Here is a 23,264-nt window from a genome sequence, read left to right as displayed (position 1 = left end):
ATGAAAGAGCCCAAAGTACAAGTAGGCATCCTGTTTGAACCGCAGATAGAATTCGTTTTGCTGAACCCGTATCGCATGGACGGAACGGAAGTCAGCGGCAAGCAGGTAGTGACCTATGACGAAGGAAAGATTCTTTGGAACGGACGCCGGTATGACGAACTGCTGTTCGAACCGCAACACGAGCAGACCGATGCCTTCGAACTATTGGACGTTACCATCGGCATCAATTTCCATTGGGAGCGCAAGGAAGACCAGCGTTTTCCGGGTGCCCTCAAAATCATCGTTGAGAATGGAAAGCTCACCGGCATCAACGTCATCCATGTAGAAGATTATCTGACCAGCGTCATCTCTTCTGAAATGAGTGCCACCGCTTCTCTGGAACTGCTCAAGGCACATGCTGTCATCTCCCGGAGCTGGCTACTGGCACAAATACAGAAGAATAAGGAAATCACCGAAGCCCAAGCCAACTACTCGGCCTTTACGCAGACCGACGAAGAGCTGATTCGCTGGTACGACCGAGAAGACCACACACGTTTCGATGTATGCGCTGACGACCATTGTCAGCGCTACCAAGGCATTACGCGTGCATCCACTGATATTGTGAAACAAGCCATCTCCGCTACCCGCGGCCAAGTGCTGACGTCCGACGGAAAGATTTGCGACGCCCGTTTTTCCAAATGCTGCGGCGGTGCTTTCGAGGAGTTCCAATACTGCTGGGAAGACATCAAATACCCCTATCTCACCCGACAGCAAGACAGCAAAACGCCCACCACGCTACCCGATCTGACGCAGGAAGCCGAAGCGAACCGCTGGATTCGCACCTCCCCCGAAGCATTCTGCAACACCACCGACAAGAAAATCCTCTCGCAGGTACTCAACAACTACGACCAGGAGACTACGGACTTCTATCGCTGGAAGGTGGAATACACCCAGGAAGAACTTTCAGCCCTCATTCTGAAACGTTCGGGCATTGACTACGGACAAATCATCGACCTTATCCCCATAGCCCGTGGAACCAGCGGACGCCTCTGGAAACTGAAAATTGTGGGAACCAAGCGCACGCTCACCATCGGCAAGGAGCTGGAAATTCGCCGTACGCTCTCTACTTCACACCTCTACAGCTCTGCCTTCGTGGTGGACAAGGAGGAGTTGTCTGCCGAAGGCATTCCCGGACGCTTCATCCTCACCGGTGCCGGTTGGGGACATGGCGTGGGGCTTTGCCAGATAGGTGCAGCCGTGATGGGTGAGCAAGGATATAAGTATGACGAAATACTGCTGCACTACTATATAGGTGCAAGCATTGACAAGCTGTATGAATAATCGAATAGAACACAATAAATCAATATCATGAACCATACAAAAAACATATCGCCATGGGCATGGGTACCCACCTTGTACTTTGCACAAGGCATTCCATATTTTATCGTAAACAACATCTCCGTGATGATGTTTACCAAAATGGGCGTACCGAACGGAGAAATGGCCTTGTTTACAAGCCTGCTCTATCTGCCCTGGACTATCAAACCCTTCTGGAGCCCGTTTGTCGACATCATCAAGACCAAAAGATGGTGGACTCTTTCCATGCAGATTCTGATGTCTGTGGCATTCATCCTGCTGACGCTCTCCATTCCACGACCGGACGAGGCTACTATGGCAGCCGGAACAACTCCCATCAGCATGTTCAGCATCACGCTGATGCTGTTCATTATTACGGCTTTTGCCTCTGCCACACACGACATCGCTGCCGACGGCTTCTACATGCTGGCACTGAAACAGAGTGACCAGGCAGCCTTCGTCGGCATCCGAAGTACGTTTTATCGGCTTGCCTCTATCTTCGGACAAGGCGTGCTCGTGGCCATTGCCGGTGCCATCGAACTGAAGACCGAGAACATTCCGCTGTCATGGACCATCACGATGCTGGTTACAGCCGTTCTGTTCAGCCTGGTGACGTTCTATCACCTCTTTGCAGTCCCTAAACCCGCCTCTGACAAGTCTACACTGGCAGCCGATGCCGCCACTGCAGGAGCCATATTCAGGGAATTCGGACGAACATTCGCCACCTACTTCACCAAACCGGGTGCATTGCTGGCCATCGTATTCATGTTGCTGTACCGCCTGCCTGAGGCATTCCTCATCAAAATGTGCATGCCCTTCCTGGTGGCCTCCAAAGAATCGGGAGGCCTGGAACTCTCGACTGCAGAAGTAGGTATCGTATACGGCACCATCGGAGTCATATTCCTCACCCTGGGCGGTATCCTGGGAGGGTTATTCGCGTCACGCATCGGATTGAAGAAATCCATCTGGTGGATGGCAGGATGCATGACTCTGCCATGCCTGACGTTTGTCTATCTTGCCATTGCCCAGCCCGACAATCTGTTTACCATCTCAACCGCCATCGCCATCGAGCAATTTGGCTACGGCTTTGGCTTCACGGCCTACATGCTCTACATGATGTACTTCTCCGAAGGCGAATTCAAAACTTCCCACTATGCCATCTGCACCGCATTCATGGCACTGAGCATGATGATTCCGGGTATGTTTGCGGGGTATATTCAGGAGGCTATCGGATATACCGACTTCTTCTGGTTGGTAATGATATGCTGTTTCGCCACGGTTGTGGTCACCCTCTTTGCAGACAGAAGAATAGACCCGGAATATGGGAAAAAATGATGAATGATGAATGTTTAATTATCAGTGATCAGTGATGAAAAAGATTATTGTAATATCCTTACTCTGCCTCCTCTGCGGAGGTGCGATGCAAGCACAGAAGATAAGAATAAAGACCGGTATCGAGGTACTGAAAGAACAGAATTTCCGATGCCTGGAAGGTAAGCGTGTAGGGTTGATTACCAACCCGACGGGAGTGGACAACCGGATGAAGTCCACCATCGACATACTGCACGAGGCGCCGAACGTAAATCTTGTGGCACTCTACGGCCCCGAACACGGCGTGCGCGGCGATGTGCACGCAGGCGACCATGTGACGGACATCAAAGACGCAACTACCGGACTGCCCGTCTACTCGCTTTATGGAAAGACCCGCAAAGCCACACCGGACATGCTGAAAGACGTGGATGTATTGGTATATGACATCCAAGACATCGGTTGCCGTTCCTTTACCTACATCAGTACCATGGGACTGGCTATGGAAGCCGCCGCCGAAAACGGCAAGGAATTCATCGTGCTAGACCGGCCCAATCCCGTAGGCGGACTGAAAATTGAAGGCAATCTGGTTGAAGATGATTGCATTTCTTTTGTAAGCCAGTTTAAAATTCCGTACCTTTACGCCCTCACTTGCGGTGAGCTGGCACTGATGCTCAATGGCGAGAAGATGTTGAAGGATGGGGAACAATGCAATCTCCACATAGTGGAGATGAAAGGCTGGAAACGCAAGATGGATTATACCCAAACCGGACTGCAATGGGTTCCTTCCTCTCCACACATTCCACATCCACATTCTGCATTCTTCTATCCCGTCAGTGGCATCTTGGGCGAGCTGGGATATATGTCCATTGGTGTGGGCTATACCATTCCGTTCCAGATGTTTGCCGCGCCGTGGGTGGAAGCAGAGAAGCTGGCCGGAAGCCTGAACCGTCTGAACGTACCGGGGGTTATCTTCAGACCGATGTACCTGAAACCGTTCTACAGTGTAGGCAAAGGCGAGTTGCTGCAAGGCGTGCAAGTGCACATTATGGATTTCGGCAAAGCACCGTTGAGCGACCTGCAATTCCTGGTCATGCAGGAAGTCGCCGCCCTCTATCCGGACCGTGCCGTGTTTGACCATGCCGACAAGGGACGTTTCTCGATGTTCGACAAGGTAAGCGGTTCGCGGCAGATACGCGAGCGCTTCTCAAAGCGGAACCGTTGGGAAGATATACGCGACTACTGGTATAAAGATGCCGAAGACTTCCGTAAGTTGTCGAAAAAGTATTATTTATATAAATAAATTTACAGATAAATAAGGAAGGGAAAAGAACCTGATACGAAGACTATTTCAGTCGTATACAGAACCACATTCAGTCGTATACTTAAATATACTCAGTATACGACTGAATGTACCCCCTCGTAAGACACGTTTACAGAGCACTTTGAAGCGAAGTGATGCAATAAAAAAAAGTGAACATGAAAGAGCATAGTTACATGGCTTTCCTGCAGGAAGCAAGCCAAATCATTCCGCAGGAAAGAATTTATACCGACGAACTTCGCCGACTGGCTTGGGGTACGGATGCCGGTTTCTACCGCCTGATTCCCCAGATTGTAATCCGTTCGAAAGACGAGGACGAAGTTTCACAACTGTTGAAACTGGCGAGCCGCCACAAACTGCCCGTCACCTTCCGAGCGGCAGGAACCAGTTTGTCGGGCCAAGCCATTAGTGACTCCATCCTCATCGTAGCCGGCAAGAATTGGGAAAAATACAGCATATCTGCCGACCATGAACAGATAACCCTCCAACCGGGCATCATCGGACAGCGTGTAAACGAGTTGCTGGCCCCCTACGGTCGCAAGTTTGCCCCCGATCCCGCCTCGGTGAAAAGCGCCATGGTGGGCGGCATCGTCATGAACAATGCTTCCGGCATGAATTGCGGCACGCATGCCAACAGCGACAAAGTGCTTGTTTCCGCCCGCATCATCCTGATGGACGGCACCCTGCTGGATACCGGAAATCCCGTCAGCCGCGCTTCCTTCGAAGTGACCCATCGCGACTTCATCCGCCGCATCTGCATACTGCGCGACGAAATACGCGCCAACGAAAAACTGGCCGAACGCATCCGTTACAAATACTCCATCAAAAACGTAACCGGACTCAATCTGCTGCCTTTTGTCCGTTTCGACGACCCGTTCGAAATCATCGCCCACCTCATGGTAGGTTCCGAAGGTACTCTGGCGTTCCTTTCGGAAGTGACGATGAAGACCGAATATGACTATCCCTACAAGGCCAGCGCCATGCTCTACTTCAAGAGCATCAAAGAAGCGAGCCGCGCCGTGGTAGCCATGAAGAAGCTGGTCGACGAAACCGGCGAATGGACAGTAAAAGGGGCTGAAATGCTGGACTACAAGAGCCTTTCCTCCGTCAGCGACCCCGTATTCCTGAAATACAAAGGTGAAGTTGCCTCCTCTGCCCTCCCCGGCGTAGAGCCGGGTGACGAAACCGGACTGACCGCAGTGCTGACCGAAACCAAAGCCCGCACCCCGGAAGAACTACAACAGAACATATCTGCCATCGAAGCATGCCTGCAAGCCTTCACTACTTATATTCCGGTACGCTTCACCGACCGGCCGGAAGAATATTCCAAATACTGGGCCATCCGTTCCGGCATCTTCCCTTCGGTAGGAGGTACCCGCCGGCCGGGAACCACTTGCCTCATCGAGGACATAGCCTTCCACATTGAAGACCTTCCGGAAGCAACGGCAGAGTTGCAACAACTCATAGCCCGCCACGGATATGACGACGCCTGCATCTATGGCCATGCTCTTGAAGGAAACTACCACTTCATCATCAACCAATCCTTCAGTACCCAAGCTGAAGTGCGACGTTACGAAAACTTGATGAATGACATCAAGACCTTGGTAGTAGACAAATATGACGGTTCCCTGAAAGCCGAGCATGGTACGGGTCGGAATATGACTCCCTTCGTCCGCCATGAATGGGGAGATGACGCCTACAAAGTCATGAAAGCCGTCAAAGAGCTGTTTGACCCGCAAGGATTGCTGAACCCCGGTGTCATATTCAATGATGACCCGCAATGCCATATCAAGAACTTCAAGCCGCTGCCCTTATTGATGGAAAATGGAAAAGGAAGAAATGACACAGTATCCCATTCCCAGCTATCCACTATCCACTCTCGGTTAAACAAGTGTATCGAGTGCGGTTTCTGCGAAGTCAACTGTCTCTCCTGCGGCTTTACCCTTTCCTCGCGCCAGCGCATCGTGTTGCAGCGCGAAATATCCCGGTTGAGACAAAGCGGTGAAGACCCGACACGCCTTGCACTGCTCGAAAAGCAATACCGCTATCCCGGCAACCAGACTTGCGCCGGAGACGGCCTCTGCTCCATGTCGTGTCCGATGGGTATCAATACGGGCGACCTTACCCATATAATCCGCCGGGAAGCATTGCCCAAAGGCAGCCTGGGATACAAAGCCGGAGACTTTGCCGCCAATCATTTCGCCGGTGTCAAGAATGCACTGCGTCCCACATTGTCCTTGGCCAACTTCAGCCACTCCCTATTAGGGACAAAGGCCATGAGTAGTATTACCAAAGGCCTGCACAATGCATTAGGCATACCTCTATGGACGCCGGCTATGCCAAAGCCCTTCCAGCCTCTCCCCCTTTATGATAAAGCAAAAGCATCTACTCACCCTCCCTACGGAGAAGGAGGCAAGGAGAGAGAGGCCGTAGTTTATTTCCCCAGCTGCATCAACCAGACCATGGGCCTGGCCAAGAAGTCTCCCGTAGAGCAGCCATTGGTAAATAAAATGGTGTCTTTGTTGCAAAAAGCCGGTTACGAAATCATCTTCCCGAAAGATATGGACAAGCTTTGCTGTGGCACCATTTGGGAAAGCAAAGGGATGCTGGACATCGCCGACCGCAAGACAGCCGAATTGGAGGCCGCACTTTGGGAAGCCAGCGAACAAGGCAAATACCCCATCCTCTGTGACCAAAGCCCTTGTCTGCACCGCATGCGCGAATGTATCAAGAAAATGAAACTGTATGAACCTGCAGAATTCATCTATGTCTTCTTACGTGACAAGCTGATTTTCACACCCATCAATCGCCCCGTAACAGTCCACATCACCTGCTCCATGCGGAAAATGGGACTGGCAGATACCATTATAGCCCTTGCACGCCTCTGTTCCAGCAAAGTCATCGTGCCGGAAGAAGTAGGCTGCTGCGGTTTTGCCGGAGACCGGGGATTCACCTATCCCGAGCTGAACTCGTACGCCCTACGCAAACTCCGTCCGCAAATAGAAGCGTCCGGAGTGAATATAGGCTACTCCAACAGCCGTACTTGTGAAATCGGATTGACAACAAACTCGGGTATCCCCTACGTCTCCATAGCCTATCTGGTAGACGAATGTACAAAGGCAGCTGATAGTTAGGATTAATAATTAACTTAACACACAAATATTACAATGAACAGTACCAAAGTAAGTAAACGCATCCTTGCACTCGACATTCTCCGTGGTATCACCATCGCAGGTATGATTATGGTAAACAACCCCGGTTCGTGGGGACATATCTATGCCCCCTTGCGGCATGCAGAGTGGAACGGCCTGACCCCCACCGACCTCGTCTTTCCCTTCTTCATGTTTATCATGGGAATTTCCACATACATTTCCCTGAAGAAATACAACTTCGAGTTCAGCTATGCCGCCGGTATGAAAATACTGAAACGTACCATCGTCATTTTCCTCATCGGCATGGCCATCGGCTGGTTCTCGCGTTTCTGCTATTATTGGGCTTCAGCTCCGGACGATCTCAGTTTCGGAGAAAAGCTATGGGCTTCCGTCTGGACATTCGAACGTACCCGTATCTTGGGTGTCATGCAACGGCTGGCGCTTTGCTACGGTGCAACCTCCATCATTGCGCTAACCATGAAGCATAAGCATATACCTTATCTGATAGCCGGCCTATTGGCAGGCTACTTCATCCTGTTGATGTGTGGCAACGGTTTCGCCTATGATGAGACGAACATTCTTTCCGTGGTAGACCGTGCCATCCTAACCCCTGCACACATGTACAAGGATAACGGCATAGACCCCGAAGGGCTGTTAAGCACAATCCCTGCCATTGCACACGTGTTGCTGGGCTTCTGTGTAGGACGGCTGATGCTGGATGGCAACAAGTCGGAAGACCGTGCTTCATTTCTCAATTCGCAGCTTATCACCTTGTTTCTGGCAGGTGTCATCCTTACTTTCTCCGGTTTCCTGCTGAGCTACGGTTGTCCTATCAACAAGAAAATATGGTCTCCTACCTACGTACTCGTCACTTGCGGACTGGCATCCAGTTTTCTGGCATTGCTTATCTGGATTATTGATGTGAAAGGCAATAAGAAGTGGAGCATGTTTTTCGAGGCATTCGGTGTGAATCCGCTGTTCATGTATGTATTGGGCGGCGTACTTAGCATACTTTTCGGCAGCATCAGTTTCTCGTGGGGAGACGGCAGCATCAGTGTACACAGATTCTTATATAATATAGTCCTCATGCCCGTTTTCGGTGAAACCGCCGGTTCCCTTGCCTTTGCCCTGCTGTTTATCGCCATTAACTGGTGTATCGGCTACCAGTTGTACAAACGAAAAATATATATCAAAATATAATGATTGAACATCCCCGTTAATCATTGAACATTAAACATCAATCATTGAACATTAAACATTATTTATATGATTCTAATAGCAGACAGTGGCTCTACAAAGACCGATTGGTGTGTTGTAGAGAATGGAGTACTTCTCCAACAGATATTCACGAAAGGGACGAACCCTTTCTTTCAGTCGGAAGAGGAAATCAGTAATGAAATAGCAACAGCGCTATTACCTCAGCTGAAGACAAGCGAACTGGATGCCGTATACTTTTATGGTGCAGGATGCGGATTTCCCGACAAGATAAGTATGGTGCACCGTGCCATTACCAAACACCTCAATGTGAAAAATGAAGTGGAAGTCAATACCGATATGCTGGCTGCCGCACGTGGCCTCTGCGGACATGACTCAGGCATTGCCTGCATCATGGGAACCGGCTCCAACTCATGTTGTTATGACGGGAAAAGCATTGTCACCAATGTATCTCCTCTGGGATTCATCTTGGGAGACGAAGGCAGCGGAGCCTGTTTGGGCAAACTGTTGGTAGGCGATATCTTGAAAAATCAGATGACACCCGAGCTTAAAGAGAAATTCCTCAAACAGTTCGACCTGACACCTGCCGATATCATCGACCGCGTCTACCGTAAACCTTTCCCCAACCGTTTCCTGGCAAGCTTGTCACCATTTCTTGCACAGAACCTGGGCGAACCTTGTGTACGCGCTCTGGTGCTGAACAGCTTTAAGGCATTCCTTAAACGCAACGTCATGCAATATGAAGACTATCAACATCAAAAAGTACATTTCATCGGTTCAGTAGCCTTCTATTACAAGGAAATTCTGGCAGAAGCTGCCCAAGAAATGGGTATCCAACTGGGTGCAATCATCAAGAGCCCCATGGAAGGACTCATCAAATATCACAACTGAAAGTGACAAATCGTAAATAGTAAATCGTCAAATAGCAAATAGACTATGTTCGTAAAAATCTCTGAGCAACCATCGCTCTACAATGACTTGGAAAAAAAATCAGTCCGTGAAATTCTGGAAGACATCAATACCGAAGACCAGAAAGTGGCGCTTGCCGTACAGAAGGCAATCCCTCAGATAGAGAAACTGGTAACCCAGATTGTGCCTCGCATGAAACAAGGCGGACGCATCTTCTACATGGGTGCGGGTACCAGTGGACGTCTTGGCGTACTCGACGCTTCGGAAATTCCACCGACTTTCGGTATGCCCCCCACACTGGTTATCGGCTTGATTGCCGGTGGCGACACTGCATTGAGAAATCCGGTAGAGAATGCCGAAGATGACATTCACCGCGGTTGGGAAGAGCTGACGGAACGCAATATTACAGACAAGGACACTGTCATCGGTATTGCTGCATCCGGCACCACCCCCTACGTAATCGGCGCCATGCACCAGGCACGTGAACACGGCATACTGACCGGCTGTATCACCAGTAACCCGGACTCGCCAATGGCGGCAGAAGCGGATGTAGCCATCGAAATGATTGTAGGACCTGAATATGTGACGGGAAGCTCGCGCATGAAATCGGGAACAGGACAGAAAATGATACTGAATATGATTACTACTTCCGTCATGATACAGTTGGGACGCGTGAAAGGCAACAAGATGGTGAATATGCAGCTCAGTAACAAAAAGCTTGTAGACCGTGGTACCCGTATGATTGTAGAGGAACTCGGACTGGACTATGGCAAAGCCAAGGCACTGCTGCTGATGCACGGTTCGGTGAAGAAGGCAGTGGATGCGTACAGAGCCCCTCGTGCCACTAAAGAGGAAGAAGAATAGTTTCAAGAACAATTAACCCGATTAATTATCCCCTTCCCCTTTCAAGAGTGTGTCAAAACCCCTTTCATAGGGGGGCGGGGCAAATCTTTTTATTATGAAAGCAATCTGTTTTTTTCTCTTTTCTCTTTGTCTGCAAGCTGCCACCGCGCAGCCTTTACAACGCGTAGCCCCCGAACAAGTGGGAATGGACTCCCGCAAGTTGATGTATGCCGACGAAGCGATTGAAACAGCCATCTCCAACAAGGACATTCCCGGTGCCGTACTTGCCGTAGTGCGCAATGGCAAGATGGCCTATCTGAAAGCATACGGCAACAAGCGTGTTTATCCCGATGCGGAGCCTATGACTGTCAATACGATTTTTGATATGGCATCTTGTAGCAAATCCATGTCGACTGCCGTATGCACGATGATTCTGGCAGAACGTGGCAAGCTACGCATGCTAGACCCCGTCAGCCTCTACATACCCCATTTCAAGAATTGGGAAAGCGAAGACGGCAAAGAGAAGAAGGTAATCCGCATTGCCGACCTGATGACACACACTTCCGGACTGCCCCCCTATGCACCGGTAGCCGAGCTAGAAAAGCAATACGGTTCTCCCAATGCCGATGGCCTCATGGAGTATATCGCTACTTGCAAACGTGACTTCAAGCCACAGACAGATTTCCAATACAGCTGCCTCAACTTCATCACTCTGCAACATATCATCGAGACCATAAGCGGTCAGAGCCTGCGTGACTTTGCCCGTGAAAACATATTCGATGTACTCGGCATGGAGCATACCGACTATCTGCCCTGCCGACGTGACAAGAATGGCAAATGGATAAATACAACGGACACAAACTGGACAAGTATCACCGAAGGAGACTGGCACAATGCCATTGCGCCTACCGAAAAACAACCTGACGGGCAAGTCCTCTGCGGACAAGTGCACGACCCGCTGGCCCGTATCATGAACGGAGGCATCAGCGGCAATGCCGGAGTATTCTCCTGTGCCGAAGACATTGCCGTGCTCTGCGCAGCCCTGCAAAACGGAGGTGAATGGAACGGACACCGTATCCTGAGTCCGCTGGGTGTAAAAGCCATGCGTACCGTGCCACGCGCCACTGCCAGCTTGGGACGCACTCTCGGCTGGGACTGCTTTACAGCCTATGCTTCTAATAACGGAGACTTGTTCGGCCCAGGCACCTATAGCCATACCGGATATACGGGTACTTCCATCGTTATCGACCCGGACAATGACACTTCCGTCATATTGCTTATCAATGCCGTGCATCCGGAAGACGGGCATAGTGTGGTTCGTCTGCGTTCGTTGGTTGCCAACGCTGTGGCGGCTTCCATCTGCCCTATTCCGCGTGTTTATACAGACCATTACTACAAACGCTTCCTACAGTTTATGGACGAGCCTGCCATTACAAGCAAGGACATCGTCATGCTTGGCAACAGCCTGACTGAAGGCGGCGGTGATTGGTCGGCACGCCTCGGTAAGAAGAACGTACGCAATCGCGGCATCATCGGTGATGAAGTGATGGGTATTTATGACCGTCTGCACCAGATACTTCCCGGACACCCCGCCAAGCTGTTTCTGCTTATCGGAGTCAACGACATTTCCCACAATCTGACGCCGGACAGCATTGTAAGTATGATTCGCATGACGGTGGAACGCATCCGGAAAGAATCTCCCGACACAAAACTCTACCTGCAAAGCCTGCTTCCTTTCAATGAAAGTTTCGGACGGTACAAAAGTCTGACCGGAAAGACAGATATGGTTCCTGAAGTCAATCTTCGTCTGGAAGCACTTGCCAAAGAAAAAAATATTGCCTATATCAACCTCTTCCCCTTGTTTACAGAGAAGGGAACGAATGTACTGCGCAGCGAACTGACCGGTGACGGGCTGCATTTGAATGAGGATGGATATAAAATCTGGGTAAAGGCCATCAAGAAGAAAATATAGGCTCCTCTATTATAAAAGCATAAAAAAAGTGGCGAAGAAGAATCTTCACCACTTTTTTATTATCCATACCGGCTATTCAACGATGCGCTCCAGCAACAAATCGAACGTCAATGCAGTATATCCACGAATAGTTCCATCATTGCTACCACTGGATCTATAGGCGCTCTGCCACGGTATATACAGCATCCAGCGTTCGCCTACCCGCATTAACTGCAAGGCTGCTGTCCATCCGGAAATTACATCTGCAACACCAAAAGTGGTTGGAGAATCAAAGGCTGTTGGTTTTTTCACCAAATCCAATGGGATATTAGTATCCAAAGCGCTATACCCATCAAAATTTCCGTCAAATTGATCACCCGTTATTAAAGTTCCGTAATAAAAAGCACTGACAGTAGAATGGTATCCCGTGTATAACGGACGTTCCCCTGTTTCATTCCTCACAAGCTTCTTGCAATAGACATACTGGGCACCTCCAGTGGTACTTGCAGCCGTCTGTATGGCATACAGTTTCCCGAGTTCCATAGCATCAGCCTGCTCTGCCGTGGCAACATAGTTCTCACCCGTCAGCCTTTTTATCGAGTCGGCAAATGCCTCATTGCGTTCTCTCCAGTTATCATACTTTCCAGCCTCTTCCACTTCTTCACAAGAGACAAAGGCACCCGCCAGCCACAGCAGGAAAGGCAAAAACAAAAGGGACTTTTTCATTTACTATTTTACTATTTACTATTTACTATTTCAGTTTGTTCACGCAGCGGTCTATTTCGCAACCGCTTTATTGCAGCGTCTTCAGCAGTGATGTGATGCTTACGCGGTCTGCAATGATATTGTTCAGCTCGGAGATAGCCACGCGCTCTTGCTGCATGGTGTCACGGTTACGCAAAGTCACGCAGTTGTCCTCCAAAGTCTGATGATCCACGGTGACACAGTACGGAGTACCAATGGCATCCTGGCGGCGGTAACGCTTACCGATAGAATCTTTCTCATCATACTGGCAATGGAAGTGGAACTTCAGGCTGTCGATAATCTCGCGTGCCTTTTCGGGCAGTCCGTCTTTCTTTACCAACGGCATCACAGCCAGCTTCACCGGAGCCAGGGCAGCGGGAAGTTTCAACACAACGCGCGTTTCGCCGTTCTCCAGCTTCTCTTCACAGTAGGAAGCAGACATGATGCTGAGGAACATACGGTCTACGCCTATCGAGGTCTCGATGACATACGGGGTATAGCTTTCGTTGGTTTCGGGATCGAAATACTTGATGTTCTTGCCTGAGAATTTCTCATGCTGTGACAAGTCGAAATTTGTACGGCTGTGAATACCCTCTACTTCCTTGAAGCCGAAAGGCATCAGGAACTCGATGTCCGTAGCGGCATTGGCGTAGTGGGCCAGTTTGTCGTGGTCGTGATAACGGTAATGGTCGTCGCCGAAGCCCAGCGCCTTGTGCCATTTCAGGCGGGTAGCCTTCCAGGTCTTGAACCAGTCAAGCTCCGTACCCGGCTTTACGAAGAACTGCATTTCCATCTGCTCGAACTCGCGCATGCGGAAGATGAACTGGCGTGCCACGATTTCGTTACGGAAAGCCTTACCTATCTGGGCGATACCGAAAGGAATCTTCATGCGGCCGGTCTTCTGTACATTGAGGTAATTTACGAAGATGCCCTGTGCCGTTTCCGGACGGAGATATATCTTCATGGCACCGTCGGCAGTAGAACCCATTTCCGTAGAGAACATCAGATTGAACTGGCGTACCTCTGTCCAGTTCTTTGTGCCACTGATGGGACAAACGATTTCTTCGTCGAGGATAATCTGACGGAGTTCGTCCAGATTATTATCGTTCAAAGCCTTGGAAAAGCGTTCGTGCAAGGCATCACGCTTGGCCTGGTGTTCCAGCACACGTCCGTTGGTGCTACGGAACTGGGCCTCATCGAAAGCATCGCCAAAACGCTTGGCCGCCTTTGCCACTTCCTTGTTTATCTTGTCATCGTATTTGGCAAGCTGGTCCTCTATCAACACATCGGCACGATAGCGTTTCTTGGAATCGCGGTTGTCAATCAGAGGGTCATTGAAAGCGTCCACGTGTCCGCTGGCTTTCCAGATGGTGGGGTGCATAAAGATAGCCGAGTCGATACCGACAATATTTTCGTGCAGCAGCACCATACTCTGCCACCAGTATTGTTTAATGTTATTCTTGAGTTCCACACCCATCTGACCGTAGTCATATACGGCTCCCAGTCCATCGTAAATATCGCTGGAAGGGAACACAAAACCATATTCCTTACAGTGTGAAACGAGTTTCTTAAAAACGTCTTCTTGTGCCATTTTCTGTTGTATCTAAATTAATTTGAATCTTATTTTCAGCTAAAAAGCGCCACAAAGATAGGGATTTATATCGTAAGTAGGACAAGGAGGGTATTAATTTATCTTATTACCAACAATAGAAACGGCACATATGCCTGTCGGATGAATTGAATCAGGGAATATTTATCCGCCCAATCGGACGATGATTAACGAAACTGGCATGTTGCACGAAGGTCATAACTGCGATTCTGCCAGCCACGCGGGAGAAAGAGCCCCGGCCTAGCGCCCACTCATATTATATTACAAATACGAGTATAATCCGCTTGCATTCACACATCTTCCCATCTCACTCGCTGAACGAACGTGATTCAGTCAGGGACTGAAAGCCTTTCACTCAGGGACTGAATGCCATTCAGTCCCTGACTCATTGTACCCCCTCTCAGAAGGTATCAGGAAGGGGGGTATAGCAAGCCACCCGACCCGCAAGAACCGACAATAAAATTATAGGACATCGTCATCTAAAAGCCGGCATACTTCCCTGATTACTTCCTGCGGACAACCGCACTGCAAGCGGCCTATTCAAAGAAGCCATCCATAGTAAGGCCGCCAACAATCCGGTGCTGCAAAAGAACACAGAGCAAGGCGGCATCGTGACCGGAACCGGGCATTGCATGCTCATCAATATTCGCAACCGGCTCTACTGTGTCTATCATGGACGTACCGAAGCCACCGGCGACGAACGAATGGCATTCATCGACCCCGCAGACATCCAACCGGACGGGAAACTGGTGGTCTGCGGACCGAATACCGGCTCACAGCAAATTGAGCATTGAATGCAGCCAGGCAAACACCGGTGCGTCGAGGCATACTGCTAAAAAACTATCGCACCGGTTTCCTATATATAGAATTAAATTAGTATTTTTGCCTGCAACTGGAAAACCAGCAATATCATAGAATAGACAATTCCCGAACAAATATGAGCGAAGATTTTGAAGCACCGAAAGATGATTTGGACAAAGAACTCCCGACCGGAAGAGAAGAACATTCGGATTACAAACCTGCAGACGCAAAGGATGCCAACGTAAAGCACCAACTGAGCGGCATGTACCAGAATTGGTTTCTGGACTATGCCTCATACGTCATATTGGAACGTGCCGTCCCCCATATCATGGACGGTCTGAAGCCCGTGCAACGGCGTATCCTCCACTCCATGCGCCGCATGGAAGACGGACGCTACAACAAAGTGGCGAACATCGTAGGGCATACCATGCAGTTCCATCCGCATGGCGATGCTTCCATCGGCGATGCGCTGGTGCAGCTGGGACAAAAGGACTTGCTCGTAGATTGCCAAGGAAACTGGGGCAACATTCTGACGGGAGACAGCGCCGCTGCCCCCCGTTATATCGAAGCACGCCTCTCCAAGTTTGCATTGGACGTAGTATTCAATCCCAAAACCACCGAATGGAAACTCTCTTACGACGGACGAAACAAAGAGCCGGTGACACTACCGGTAAAATTTCCACTGCTGCTTGCGCAAGGCGTGGAGGGCATCGCCGTAGGCCTGTCGTCCAAGATATTGCCGCACAACTTCAATGAACTGTGCGACGCTTCCATCAGTTACCTGCACAACGAGGAATTCAAGCTCTACCCCGACTTCCAGACCGGGGGCAGTATCGATGTTTCCAAATACAACGACGGCGAACGCGGCGGTGCGGTACGCGTACGTTCCAAAATAGAGAAGATAGACAACAAGACACTTGCCATCAAGGAAATCCCCTACGGGAAAACGGTGGCCAGCGTATGCGACTCCATCGTAAAGGCCAGCGAGAAAGGAAAAATCAAGATACGTAAGGTAGAGGACCTGACATCCGACAACGTGGAAATACTGGTGCATCTGGCTCCGGGCGTATCGTCGGACAAGACCATCGATGCCCTCTATGCCTTCACCGACTGTGAAGTGAGCATCTCTCCCAACTGCTGCGTCATCGACGAGCAAAAGCCGCACTTCCTCACCGTAAGCGACGTGTTGCGCAAATCAGTCGACAATACGTTGGCACTGCTGCGCCAGGAATTGGAAATCCGCAAGGGCGAAATACTGGAAAGCCTGCACTTCGCTTCGCTCGAAAAGATATTCATCGAAGAACGTATCTACAAGGACAAGGAGTTTGAACAAGCCAAAAACATGGATGCCGCCTGCGAACATATCGATGAGCGCCTGACTCCCTACTACCCGACTTTTATCCGCGAAGTGAGCAAGGAAGACATCCTCCGGCTGATGGAAATAAAGATGGCACGCATCCTCAAGTTCAACTCCGACAAGGCAGAGGAGCTGATAGCACGCATGCGAAAGGACGTAGAGGAGATAGACCGCCATCTGGCAAACATCGTGGAATATACCGTCGACTGGTTCCGTATGCTGAAGGACAAGTACGGCAAAGCCTTCCCCCGCCGCACGGAACTGCGTAACTTCGACACCATCGAAGCAACCAAAGTCATCGAAGCCAACGAAAAACTGTACATCAACCGCGAAGAGGGTTTCATTGGAACTGGATTGAAGAAAGACGAATTCATAGGCAACTGCTCGCCCATAGACGACGTTATCATCTTCTTCCGCGACGGGAAATACATCATCACACCGGTGGCCGACAAGAAATTCGTGGGCAAGAACATACTCTATGCCAACATCTTCAAGAAGAACGACAAACGTACCATCTACAACGTCTGCTACCGCGACGGCAAGGAAGGAACAAGCTATATCAAGCGCTTTGCCGTCACTTCCGTGGTGCGCGACCGCGAATACGATGTGACACAAGGTACCCCCGATTCCCGCATCACCTACTTCACCGCCAATCCCAACGGTGAAGCCGAAATCATCAAGGTGACCCTGAAACCCAATCCCCGCGTACGCCGCATCATCTTCGAGGAGGATTTCAGCGCTATCAATATCAAGGGACGGCAGGCCATGGGCAACATCCTCACGAAACTCCCCGTACACAAAATATCCCTGAAACAGCGCGGCGGCTCCACACTGGGCGGACGGAAAGTGTGGTTCGACCGCGACGTGCTGCGCCTCAACTACGATGGCCGCGGAGAATACCTCGGAGAGTTCCAGAGCGAAGATACCATTCTCGTCGTACAGAACAGCGGAGAGTTCTATGTAACCAACTTCGACCTGAACAACCACTACGACGATGGCATACGCGTATTGGAAAAATACGACCCGAACAAGGTATGGACTGCCGTACTTTACGATGCCGACCAGCAGAACTACCCTTATATCAAGCGTTTCTGCTTCGAGGCAACCGCCCGTAAACAGAACTATCTGGGAGAAAACAAGAACAGCAGCCTTATTCTGCTGACAGACGAATACTACCCGCGTTTAGAAGTCATGTTTGGTGGTCACGACAGTTTCCGGGAACCGATGATAGTGGAAGCCGACGAATTCATCGCCGTGAAAGGCTTCAAGGCAAAAGGCAAGCGACTGACCACCTATACCGTAGAAACCATCAACGAACTGGAGCCTACCCGCCAACCGGAACCCTCGCAGGCAACCGAAGAGCAGGAAGCGGATGAAGAACCGGAAATTCTGGACCCCGACCACGGTAAAAGCGAAGGGGACATACTGGACGAGATGACAGGACAGATGAAACTGTTTTGATGGAGGACCGGATATGTACGTATACAAGATAATAATTTTATGCGGCCTGCTCTTGGGAAGTGCCGGACTGAAAGCACAAGAAGCACGATGCGGCATCGACCGGGAGCTACGGGCTGACTCCACCAACCGCAACCGTATCATCACCCGTGCCACCATGTATGGTGTCGGCCTCACCAACGTGTTCGACACTTATCTTTCGCCTCAGGAGTACAAGGGAATCGATTTCCGTATCTCCCGCGAAAGCATGCGGATGACGCGGCTGATGGGAGGCAACGTCTCTCTGCAAACTTTCTTCCAGGCAGACTTGGGGTACACACACAACAAAGTAGACAACAACAATACATTCTCCGGACTGGCAAACTGGAACTACGGCCTGCACTACAACTTCCCCATCACAAGCAACTTCAAGCTGCTTGCCGGAGGAGTCGGCGACTTCAACGGCGGTTTTGTCTATAATCTGCGCAACGGCAACAACCCCGCCCAAGCACGTGCCTATATCAACCTTGCGGCATCGGGAATGGCCATTTGGAACTTGCGTATCAAGAACCGTCCCATCACATTACGCTATCAGATGAATCTTCCCTTGGCAGGCATCATGTTCATGCCCAACTATGGACAGTCCTATTACGAGATATTTACGTTGGGACATTGGGACGGAGTAGTGAACTTCACCTCCCTGCACAACCAGCCCTCTCTGAGACAAATGCTGACCGCCGACTTTCCGGTGGGGCATGCCCGGATGCGTTTTGCCTACATCTGGGATGCACAGCAGTCCAATGTGAACGAAATAAAGACACATACTTACTCGCACGTATTCATGGTGGGGTTCGTAAAGGAACTCTATCTGTTTCCCAACAAGAGAAAGTAAAAAGTGACAAGATGATAAATGATAAGGATAATGTGCATGAAAAGAAGATATCTCTTAAGAATTTGGAGCATCCTGCTCACGTTGCTGCCCCTATCGAGCGGATGTATTCGTGAGGAAGAGTTCAGCAATACCCCACAAGGCAATTTCGAAGCTTTGTGGAAGATAATAGACGAACAGTACTGCTTCTTGGACTACAAGCAAATAGACTGGGATGCCATCCACGACAAGTACCAGCCGCTCATTACCCCGGGAATGAGCTACGACGGTCTATTTGAAATATTGGGCAACATGCTCGCCGAACTGAAAGACGGACATGTCAACCTGTACTCTTCTTCCAACACGGCACGCTACTGGGACTGGTATCTGGATTATCCTCGTAACTTCAACGAAAGTATCATTGAAAAATACCTGGGAAGAGACTACCGCATTGCCGGAGGCGCCAAATATACCATCTTGGAAGACAACATAGGATATATCTATTACGGTGATTTCTCCAGTGGCATCGGAAACGGCAACCTGGATGAGATTCTGTTATACCTTTCCGCTTGCAACGGCCTGATTATCGACGTGCGCAACAATGGTGGCGGCAACCTGACAAACGCCACCCGAATGGCACAACGCTTCACGAATGAAAAAGTACTGACGGGATATATTCAGCACAAGACCGGCAAAGGCCATAGCGATTTTTCAGATCCGACTCCCATTCATGTGGAACCCTCCAACAGTATCCGCTGGCAAAAAAAAGTAATTGTCCTGACCAACCGTCATTCCTATAGCGCAACCAATGATTTTGTCAATTCCATGCGCTGTTTTCCCAATGTCACCCTGGTTGGCGATAAAACCGGCGGAGGGTCGGGCCTGCCATTCTCTTCGGAACTGCCCAACGGATGGGGAGTGCGATTTTCTGCCAGCCCGCATCTCGATGCCCAAAAGCAGCATATCGAGTTCGGCATCGACCCGGACAAGAAAGTGGATATGAGTAAAGAAGATGAGAACAATGGCTTGGACACCATCATTGAGGAGGCAAGAAAGCTACTGAAAGTAAACCCATAAAAGACTTTATTCTTCAAACTGTTTGCCAAAATGAAAATTTTTCCTACCTTTGCCACCGCTAAATGGAATTACCCCGCGGGTGTGGCGTAATTGGCAGCCGCGCCAGACTTAGGATCTGGTGCCGTGAGGCGTGTAGGTTCGAGTCCTATCACCCGCACAAGTTTACTTTAGAGGATTTTTCTTCGGGGAAATCCTCTTTTTTATTTTCATAACTACTTGAAGCTCTCGCTATTACAGCGAGAGCTTCAAATAGTTAAACAACACCTCAGGATTAAGAAGTTTTGGGGTACATCAGAAAACGCTGTACGCATACAAATCTATTGTGCGATAATCACTTACTGCTTAGTAGCAATAATCCAACGCGATATGAAATTAGAACGCAGCGTCTATGAAGTTCTCTAAATTCTCGGAATCTCTCTGACTGACAAAACACATCTCAGCAACTTGTTCGACAAATCGAATTTCAGAAATGTCAAAAACCGATATGATTCAAGTGAACCGAATTTATTCAATTTTTAACCTTGTCCATTTTTAGTGGACAGTAGTAAAAACCACGAGTTTCGTTGAAACAGGTATCGTTTTGCTCTGAGGGAATATAACTCACAAACACCTAGTTCAATCCGAAAAGACCTTTCAAGCGAACAACCCTATTGCTTGCGACCGCTTCAATAGGCGTAAAAAGAATTCCCCTTCCGGAATTCGCACTTCTTTCTTCTTTATGAAGGAAGGGTGATGCCGGAAGGGGAATTTTTCTTTTATGTCCGAAACAGAGGGCGTACCTGCAATTTACTCTCCGCCGCCCGAATTGCCGCCGCCACCTTTCACATCGTCATTGCTGATGGAACGGGCAGCTTTTTTCACACTGGCCTTCAACTCACCGAGGCGGTAGCTGACACTCATGCCGAACGAGCGGTTGGCATAACGGCTTTTACTGGCAGAATAGAAGTTTTCGCCAAAAGTCGTATTGTCGAAAGTCCTATACTTGGAGAAGAGATTCGAACCGTATACGCTGACTGTCAGACGGTCTTTCAGGAACGAACGATTCACGTTCAAACTGTAGTAAGAATAGCCGCTTCCTTTGCCCTGCAAAGAAATGTAAGGCGTGCTTCCGCCACCATTCAGACTCGCACGCAATTTCCACGGGAAAGTGTGCTGGATTCCTCCGTATATGGAGCCCTGCCAACCGTAATTATGCAATTCCTGTGCCGGACTCTTTATATCTGAATAATTTCCTCGTCCGTTGATATAAATACGCGTCTTCGGAGATGCATTCCAATTGAAGTAAAGACTCATATTCGTATTACGGCTCTTGCCTATATTGGCATAAGTGCTATAAAGAGCACCCTCAGGAGCAAAGTGGTCGCCGAAAGACTCACCCTCCGGACCTATCAGACGGCTCACACGTTCGATTCCATTGTTGTTGAACGAATGGCGCAAGGCCACGTTGATGTTGAACTTGGAAGAGAAACTGCTGTAGCTCAGGTTGAACGCATGGCTCTTCTCGCTCTCCAGTTCAGAGTTACCTTGGCTGATGAACATCGGATTGCGGTCATCGAAGTAAGGATTCAGATACCAGATTCCGGGACGGTAGATACGCATGTCATAACCTCCGCGCAGCGTCTGCGTGGGTCCCAGCTTGATGCCCAAAGAAACAGAAGGCACCACATCGTTGAAATTCACCTTGAAATCCTCTCCCGCCCCTACAAGATATCGTACATCCTGTGCCGTATGCTCATAGCGCACACCGGGCTTGAAAGTGAAATCTTTGTAGCGCAGCGTATACCCGAAGTAAGCTGCCAAGATGTCGTTCAGATGCTTGTAGTGGCTGCTACGGCCCTCGTTGTACTGATACTCTCCGTTGCCATCCTCACTCTTGTCTTCCGAAAAGTCGTTCTCGCTGACATTGTTGCGGATGATATATTTCACGCCCGCTTCCACGGTATGCAGTTTGCCGATAGGAGTCGTATAGTCTGCCTGAAAGGTATGTTCCGTCGTATTGGTTTTGCCGAATGTGTGCGAATTGTAGAGTTGGAAAACCTCAGGCACCTGATAACGGTCCAAGTATCGGTTGTAATAATCACTCTTGTCGGGCTGTGTGTTGATTTTATAGGAAAGCGTGAACATACGGTTCTTGTTCTTCTTGGAAATGCGTTGGTAGTCCACATTTCCACGGATGGAATACCACGATCCGTCACCTTCTGAGAGTGTGCGGTAGCTGTATGCCTTCTCGTCACGCGCCTCGTTCCACATTATGGTATTGCCGTTGGACTCACTGTCGCTGCCTCCCCCATACATGCCTACAGACATGGTGAGAAGCCGCAAAGTATCTATCTCATAACTGGCTTCCAGATTGCCATGCTGGAACTGCCCACTGTTATCCGAGGAGTTGGCAGATTCCAGATACTTCTGTTCGATAGACTGATAATCTTCACGATAGCTCTCCGAATAGCTGGTAGGCTGGCTATTGTAGCTATAGTTGTAGTTGCCCGTCAATGTCAGCTTGCCCTGCTTGATGGTGGCATAGGCGCCGCCACCCATTCCCATATTGCTGACCCGTGCACTGAAAGTAGCGGTATATCCCTCGAAGCCACTGCCCACGGTCACGATGTTGAGGATGCCTCCCACTCCTTCGGCATCGTATTTTGCTCCCGGAGAAGTAATCACTTCTATATATTTGATTGTATTGGCAGGCATACTTTTAAGCACCTCTTTGGGATTGTTGCTCATCATGTTGTTGGGTTTTCCGTTGACGTGTACCTTGAAGCTGCTACTGCCATTTACTTGAATGTTGTCTTCGCCATCCACCGTCACAAGAGGCACTTTGCGAAGCATCTCTATCACGGAGTTCGTCTTGGAGTCGGGATCATCTTCAATGTTATACTCTATCTTGTCCACATCTACTTTCACCAAAGGCTTTTGGGCCACCACTTCCACCTGTCCCAATTCATTGGAGGCATCCACGACATAGAGCGTGCCGAAGTCCACCACTTTCTCTCCTGCCTTCACAGAGAAGTTCTTCACGATAGGAGTACGTCCCACGGAAGTGATGGTTATCACAAAGTTGCCAGTACCGGATACTTTTTCCTGAAACCGACCTTTCATGTCTGTTACCAGCATTTTCAAGGCTCGTGCAGGAGCCTCTTTCTTCACGATTTTAATGGTAGCATAAGGTTCACCTTCCTGAGTAAGCGAGTCGAGCAAAATACCTTTAACCTGGAAAGAAGTATTTGCTGTGTTTTGTGCCAGAGCCAGCCCGGATATCATCAACAGGTATAGCAGCACAGTCCATTTAATTCTCATTACATTTTTTGTTTTAGTGACTATTCTTGTTTATTAT

At 49.6% G+C, this 23,264-nt stretch carries 15 protein-coding genes, 1 tRNA gene and 1 pseudogene; 14 read left to right on the top strand and 3 right to left on the bottom strand.

Translation table 11 applies throughout. From position 1 onward, the window contains the following. From E5355_RS01675 to E5355_RS01640, 8 genes are all read left to right on the top strand, one after another. Complete coding sequence (locus tag E5355_RS01675) at window positions 1–1,320, top strand: SpoIID/LytB domain-containing protein (RefSeq protein ID WP_136008908.1); 1,320 nt, start codon at window positions 1–3, stop codon at window positions 1,318–1,320. A gap of 27 nt (window positions 1,321–1,347) precedes the next feature. Further along, window positions 1,348–2,670, top strand: coding sequence for an MFS transporter (locus tag E5355_RS01670; RefSeq protein WP_136008907.1), 1,323 nt, complete (start codon window positions 1,348–1,350; stop codon window positions 2,668–2,670). Window positions 2,671–2,704: 34 nt separating this feature from the next. Further along, the gene (locus E5355_RS01665) at window positions 2,705–3,946 is read left to right on the top strand and encodes an exo-beta-N-acetylmuramidase NamZ domain-containing protein (RefSeq protein WP_136008906.1); all 1,242 of its coding nucleotides are present in this window, start codon (window positions 2,705–2,707) and stop codon (window positions 3,944–3,946) included. A gap of 176 nt (window positions 3,947–4,122) precedes the next feature. Continuing rightward, entirely contained in the window at window positions 4,123–7,098 is a 2,976-nt protein-coding gene (locus E5355_RS01660) for an FAD-binding and (Fe-S)-binding domain-containing protein (RefSeq protein ID WP_136008905.1), read from the top strand. A gap of 33 nt (window positions 7,099–7,131) precedes the next feature. Next, on the top strand, window positions 7,132–8,316 hold the full coding sequence (locus tag E5355_RS01655; RefSeq protein WP_136008904.1) for an acyltransferase family protein: 1,185 nt from the start codon (window positions 7,132–7,134) through the stop codon (window positions 8,314–8,316). A gap of 66 nt (window positions 8,317–8,382) precedes the next feature. Continuing rightward, on the top strand, window positions 8,383–9,222 hold the full coding sequence (locus E5355_RS01650; RefSeq protein WP_136008903.1) for a BadF/BadG/BcrA/BcrD ATPase family protein: 840 nt from the start codon (window positions 8,383–8,385) through the stop codon (window positions 9,220–9,222). 45 nt (window positions 9,223–9,267) lie between these two features. Next, complete coding sequence (gene murQ, locus E5355_RS01645; RefSeq protein ID WP_136008902.1) at window positions 9,268–10,104, top strand: N-acetylmuramic acid 6-phosphate etherase; 837 nt, start codon at window positions 9,268–9,270, stop codon at window positions 10,102–10,104. Between the two features lie 94 nt (window positions 10,105–10,198). Continuing rightward, window positions 10,199–12,055, top strand: a complete 1,857-nt coding sequence (locus E5355_RS01640) for a serine hydrolase (RefSeq protein WP_136008901.1) — start codon at window positions 10,199–10,201, stop codon at window positions 12,053–12,055. 72 nt (window positions 12,056–12,127) lie between these two features. Here E5355_RS01640 and E5355_RS01635 read toward each other — a convergent pair whose 3' ends face one another. After that, entirely contained in the window at window positions 12,128–12,760 is a 633-nt protein-coding gene (locus tag E5355_RS01635; RefSeq protein WP_136008900.1) for an FKBP-type peptidyl-prolyl cis-trans isomerase, read from the bottom strand. Between the two features lie 67 nt (window positions 12,761–12,827). After that, window positions 12,828–14,369 (bottom strand): glycine--tRNA ligase, encoded by a 1,542-nt coding sequence (locus E5355_RS01630; protein WP_136008899.1) that lies wholly within the window; start codon window positions 14,367–14,369, stop codon window positions 12,828–12,830. Between the two features lie 596 nt (window positions 14,370–14,965). Between E5355_RS01630 and E5355_RS01625 the strand changes: the two genes are divergently transcribed. From E5355_RS01625 to E5355_RS01600, 6 genes and pseudogenes are all read left to right on the top strand, one after another. Next, window positions 14,966–15,181, top strand: a complete 216-nt coding sequence (locus E5355_RS01625) for a hypothetical protein (RefSeq protein WP_246866868.1) — start codon at window positions 14,966–14,968, stop codon at window positions 15,179–15,181. Window positions 15,182–15,324: 143 nt separating this feature from the next. Then, a complete protein-coding gene (locus E5355_RS01620; protein WP_136008898.1) occupies window positions 15,325–18,006 on the top strand; it encodes a DNA gyrase/topoisomerase IV subunit A in 2,682 nt (893 codons plus the stop codon). 13 nt (window positions 18,007–18,019) lie between these two features. Continuing rightward, window positions 18,020–18,874: a DUF3316 domain-containing protein gene (locus E5355_RS01615; RefSeq protein ID WP_136008897.1), complete on the top strand. Its 855-nt coding sequence runs from the start codon at window positions 18,020–18,022 to the stop codon at window positions 18,872–18,874. Window positions 18,875–18,910: 36 nt separating this feature from the next. Then, a complete protein-coding gene (locus tag E5355_RS01610; RefSeq protein ID WP_136008896.1) occupies window positions 18,911–19,927 on the top strand; it encodes a S41 family peptidase in 1,017 nt (338 codons plus the stop codon). Window positions 19,928–20,002: 75 nt separating this feature from the next. Next, window positions 20,003–20,084, top strand: a tRNA-Leu gene (locus E5355_RS01605). 95 nt (window positions 20,085–20,179) lie between these two features. Then, window positions 20,180–20,446 (top strand): annotated as a pseudogene (locus E5355_RS01600) (IS4 family transposase); the annotation flags it as partial. A gap of 267 nt (window positions 20,447–20,713) precedes the next feature. Here the strand turns inward: E5355_RS01600 and E5355_RS01595 are convergent. Further along, on the bottom strand, window positions 20,714–23,227 hold the full coding sequence (locus tag E5355_RS01595; protein ID WP_136008895.1) for a TonB-dependent receptor domain-containing protein: 2,514 nt from the start codon (window positions 23,225–23,227) through the stop codon (window positions 20,714–20,716). Window positions 23,228–23,264: the final 37 nt, after the last annotated feature.

Source organism: Bacteroides muris (ex Afrizal et al. 2022) (genome assembly GCF_004793475.1).
Taxonomy (GTDB): domain Bacteria; phylum Bacteroidota; class Bacteroidia; order Bacteroidales; family Bacteroidaceae; genus Bacteroides; species Bacteroides muris.
The sequence above is the reverse complement of the archived record's forward strand: the minus strand, read 5'-3'. Positions and strand labels throughout refer to the sequence as shown.

Excerpts from the sequence above, each read along its gene's own strand:
- E5355_RS01670 (WP_136008907.1), top strand. The coding sequence starts at position 1,348 with ATGAACCATACAAAAAACATATCGCCATGGGCATGGGTACCCACCTTG.
- E5355_RS01595 (WP_136008895.1), bottom strand. The coding sequence starts at position 23,227 with ATGAGAATTAAATGGACTGTGCTGCTATACCTGTTGATGATATCCGGG.
- E5355_RS01675 (WP_136008908.1), top strand. The coding sequence starts at position 1 with ATGAAAGAGCCCAAAGTACAAGTAGGCATCCTGTTTGAACCGCAGATA.
- E5355_RS01620 (WP_136008898.1), top strand. The coding sequence starts at position 15,325 with ATGAGCGAAGATTTTGAAGCACCGAAAGATGATTTGGACAAAGAACTC.
- E5355_RS01665 (WP_136008906.1), top strand. The coding sequence starts at position 2,705 with ATGAAAAAGATTATTGTAATATCCTTACTCTGCCTCCTCTGCGGAGGT.
- E5355_RS01640 (WP_136008901.1), top strand. The coding sequence starts at position 10,199 with ATGAAAGCAATCTGTTTTTTTCTCTTTTCTCTTTGTCTGCAAGCTGCC.
- E5355_RS01630 (WP_136008899.1), bottom strand. The coding sequence starts at position 14,369 with ATGGCACAAGAAGACGTTTTTAAGAAACTCGTTTCACACTGTAAGGAA.
- E5355_RS01610 (WP_136008896.1), top strand. The coding sequence starts at position 18,911 with ATGAAAAGAAGATATCTCTTAAGAATTTGGAGCATCCTGCTCACGTTG.
- E5355_RS01650 (WP_136008903.1), top strand. The coding sequence starts at position 8,383 with ATGATTCTAATAGCAGACAGTGGCTCTACAAAGACCGATTGGTGTGTT.
- E5355_RS01615 (WP_136008897.1), top strand. The coding sequence starts at position 18,020 with ATGTACGTATACAAGATAATAATTTTATGCGGCCTGCTCTTGGGAAGT.
- E5355_RS01635 (WP_136008900.1), bottom strand. The coding sequence starts at position 12,760 with ATGAAAAAGTCCCTTTTGTTTTTGCCTTTCCTGCTGTGGCTGGCGGGT.
- E5355_RS01655 (WP_136008904.1), top strand. The coding sequence starts at position 7,132 with ATGAACAGTACCAAAGTAAGTAAACGCATCCTTGCACTCGACATTCTC.
- murQ (WP_136008902.1), top strand. The coding sequence starts at position 9,268 with ATGTTCGTAAAAATCTCTGAGCAACCATCGCTCTACAATGACTTGGAA.
- E5355_RS01660 (WP_136008905.1), top strand. The coding sequence starts at position 4,123 with ATGAAAGAGCATAGTTACATGGCTTTCCTGCAGGAAGCAAGCCAAATC.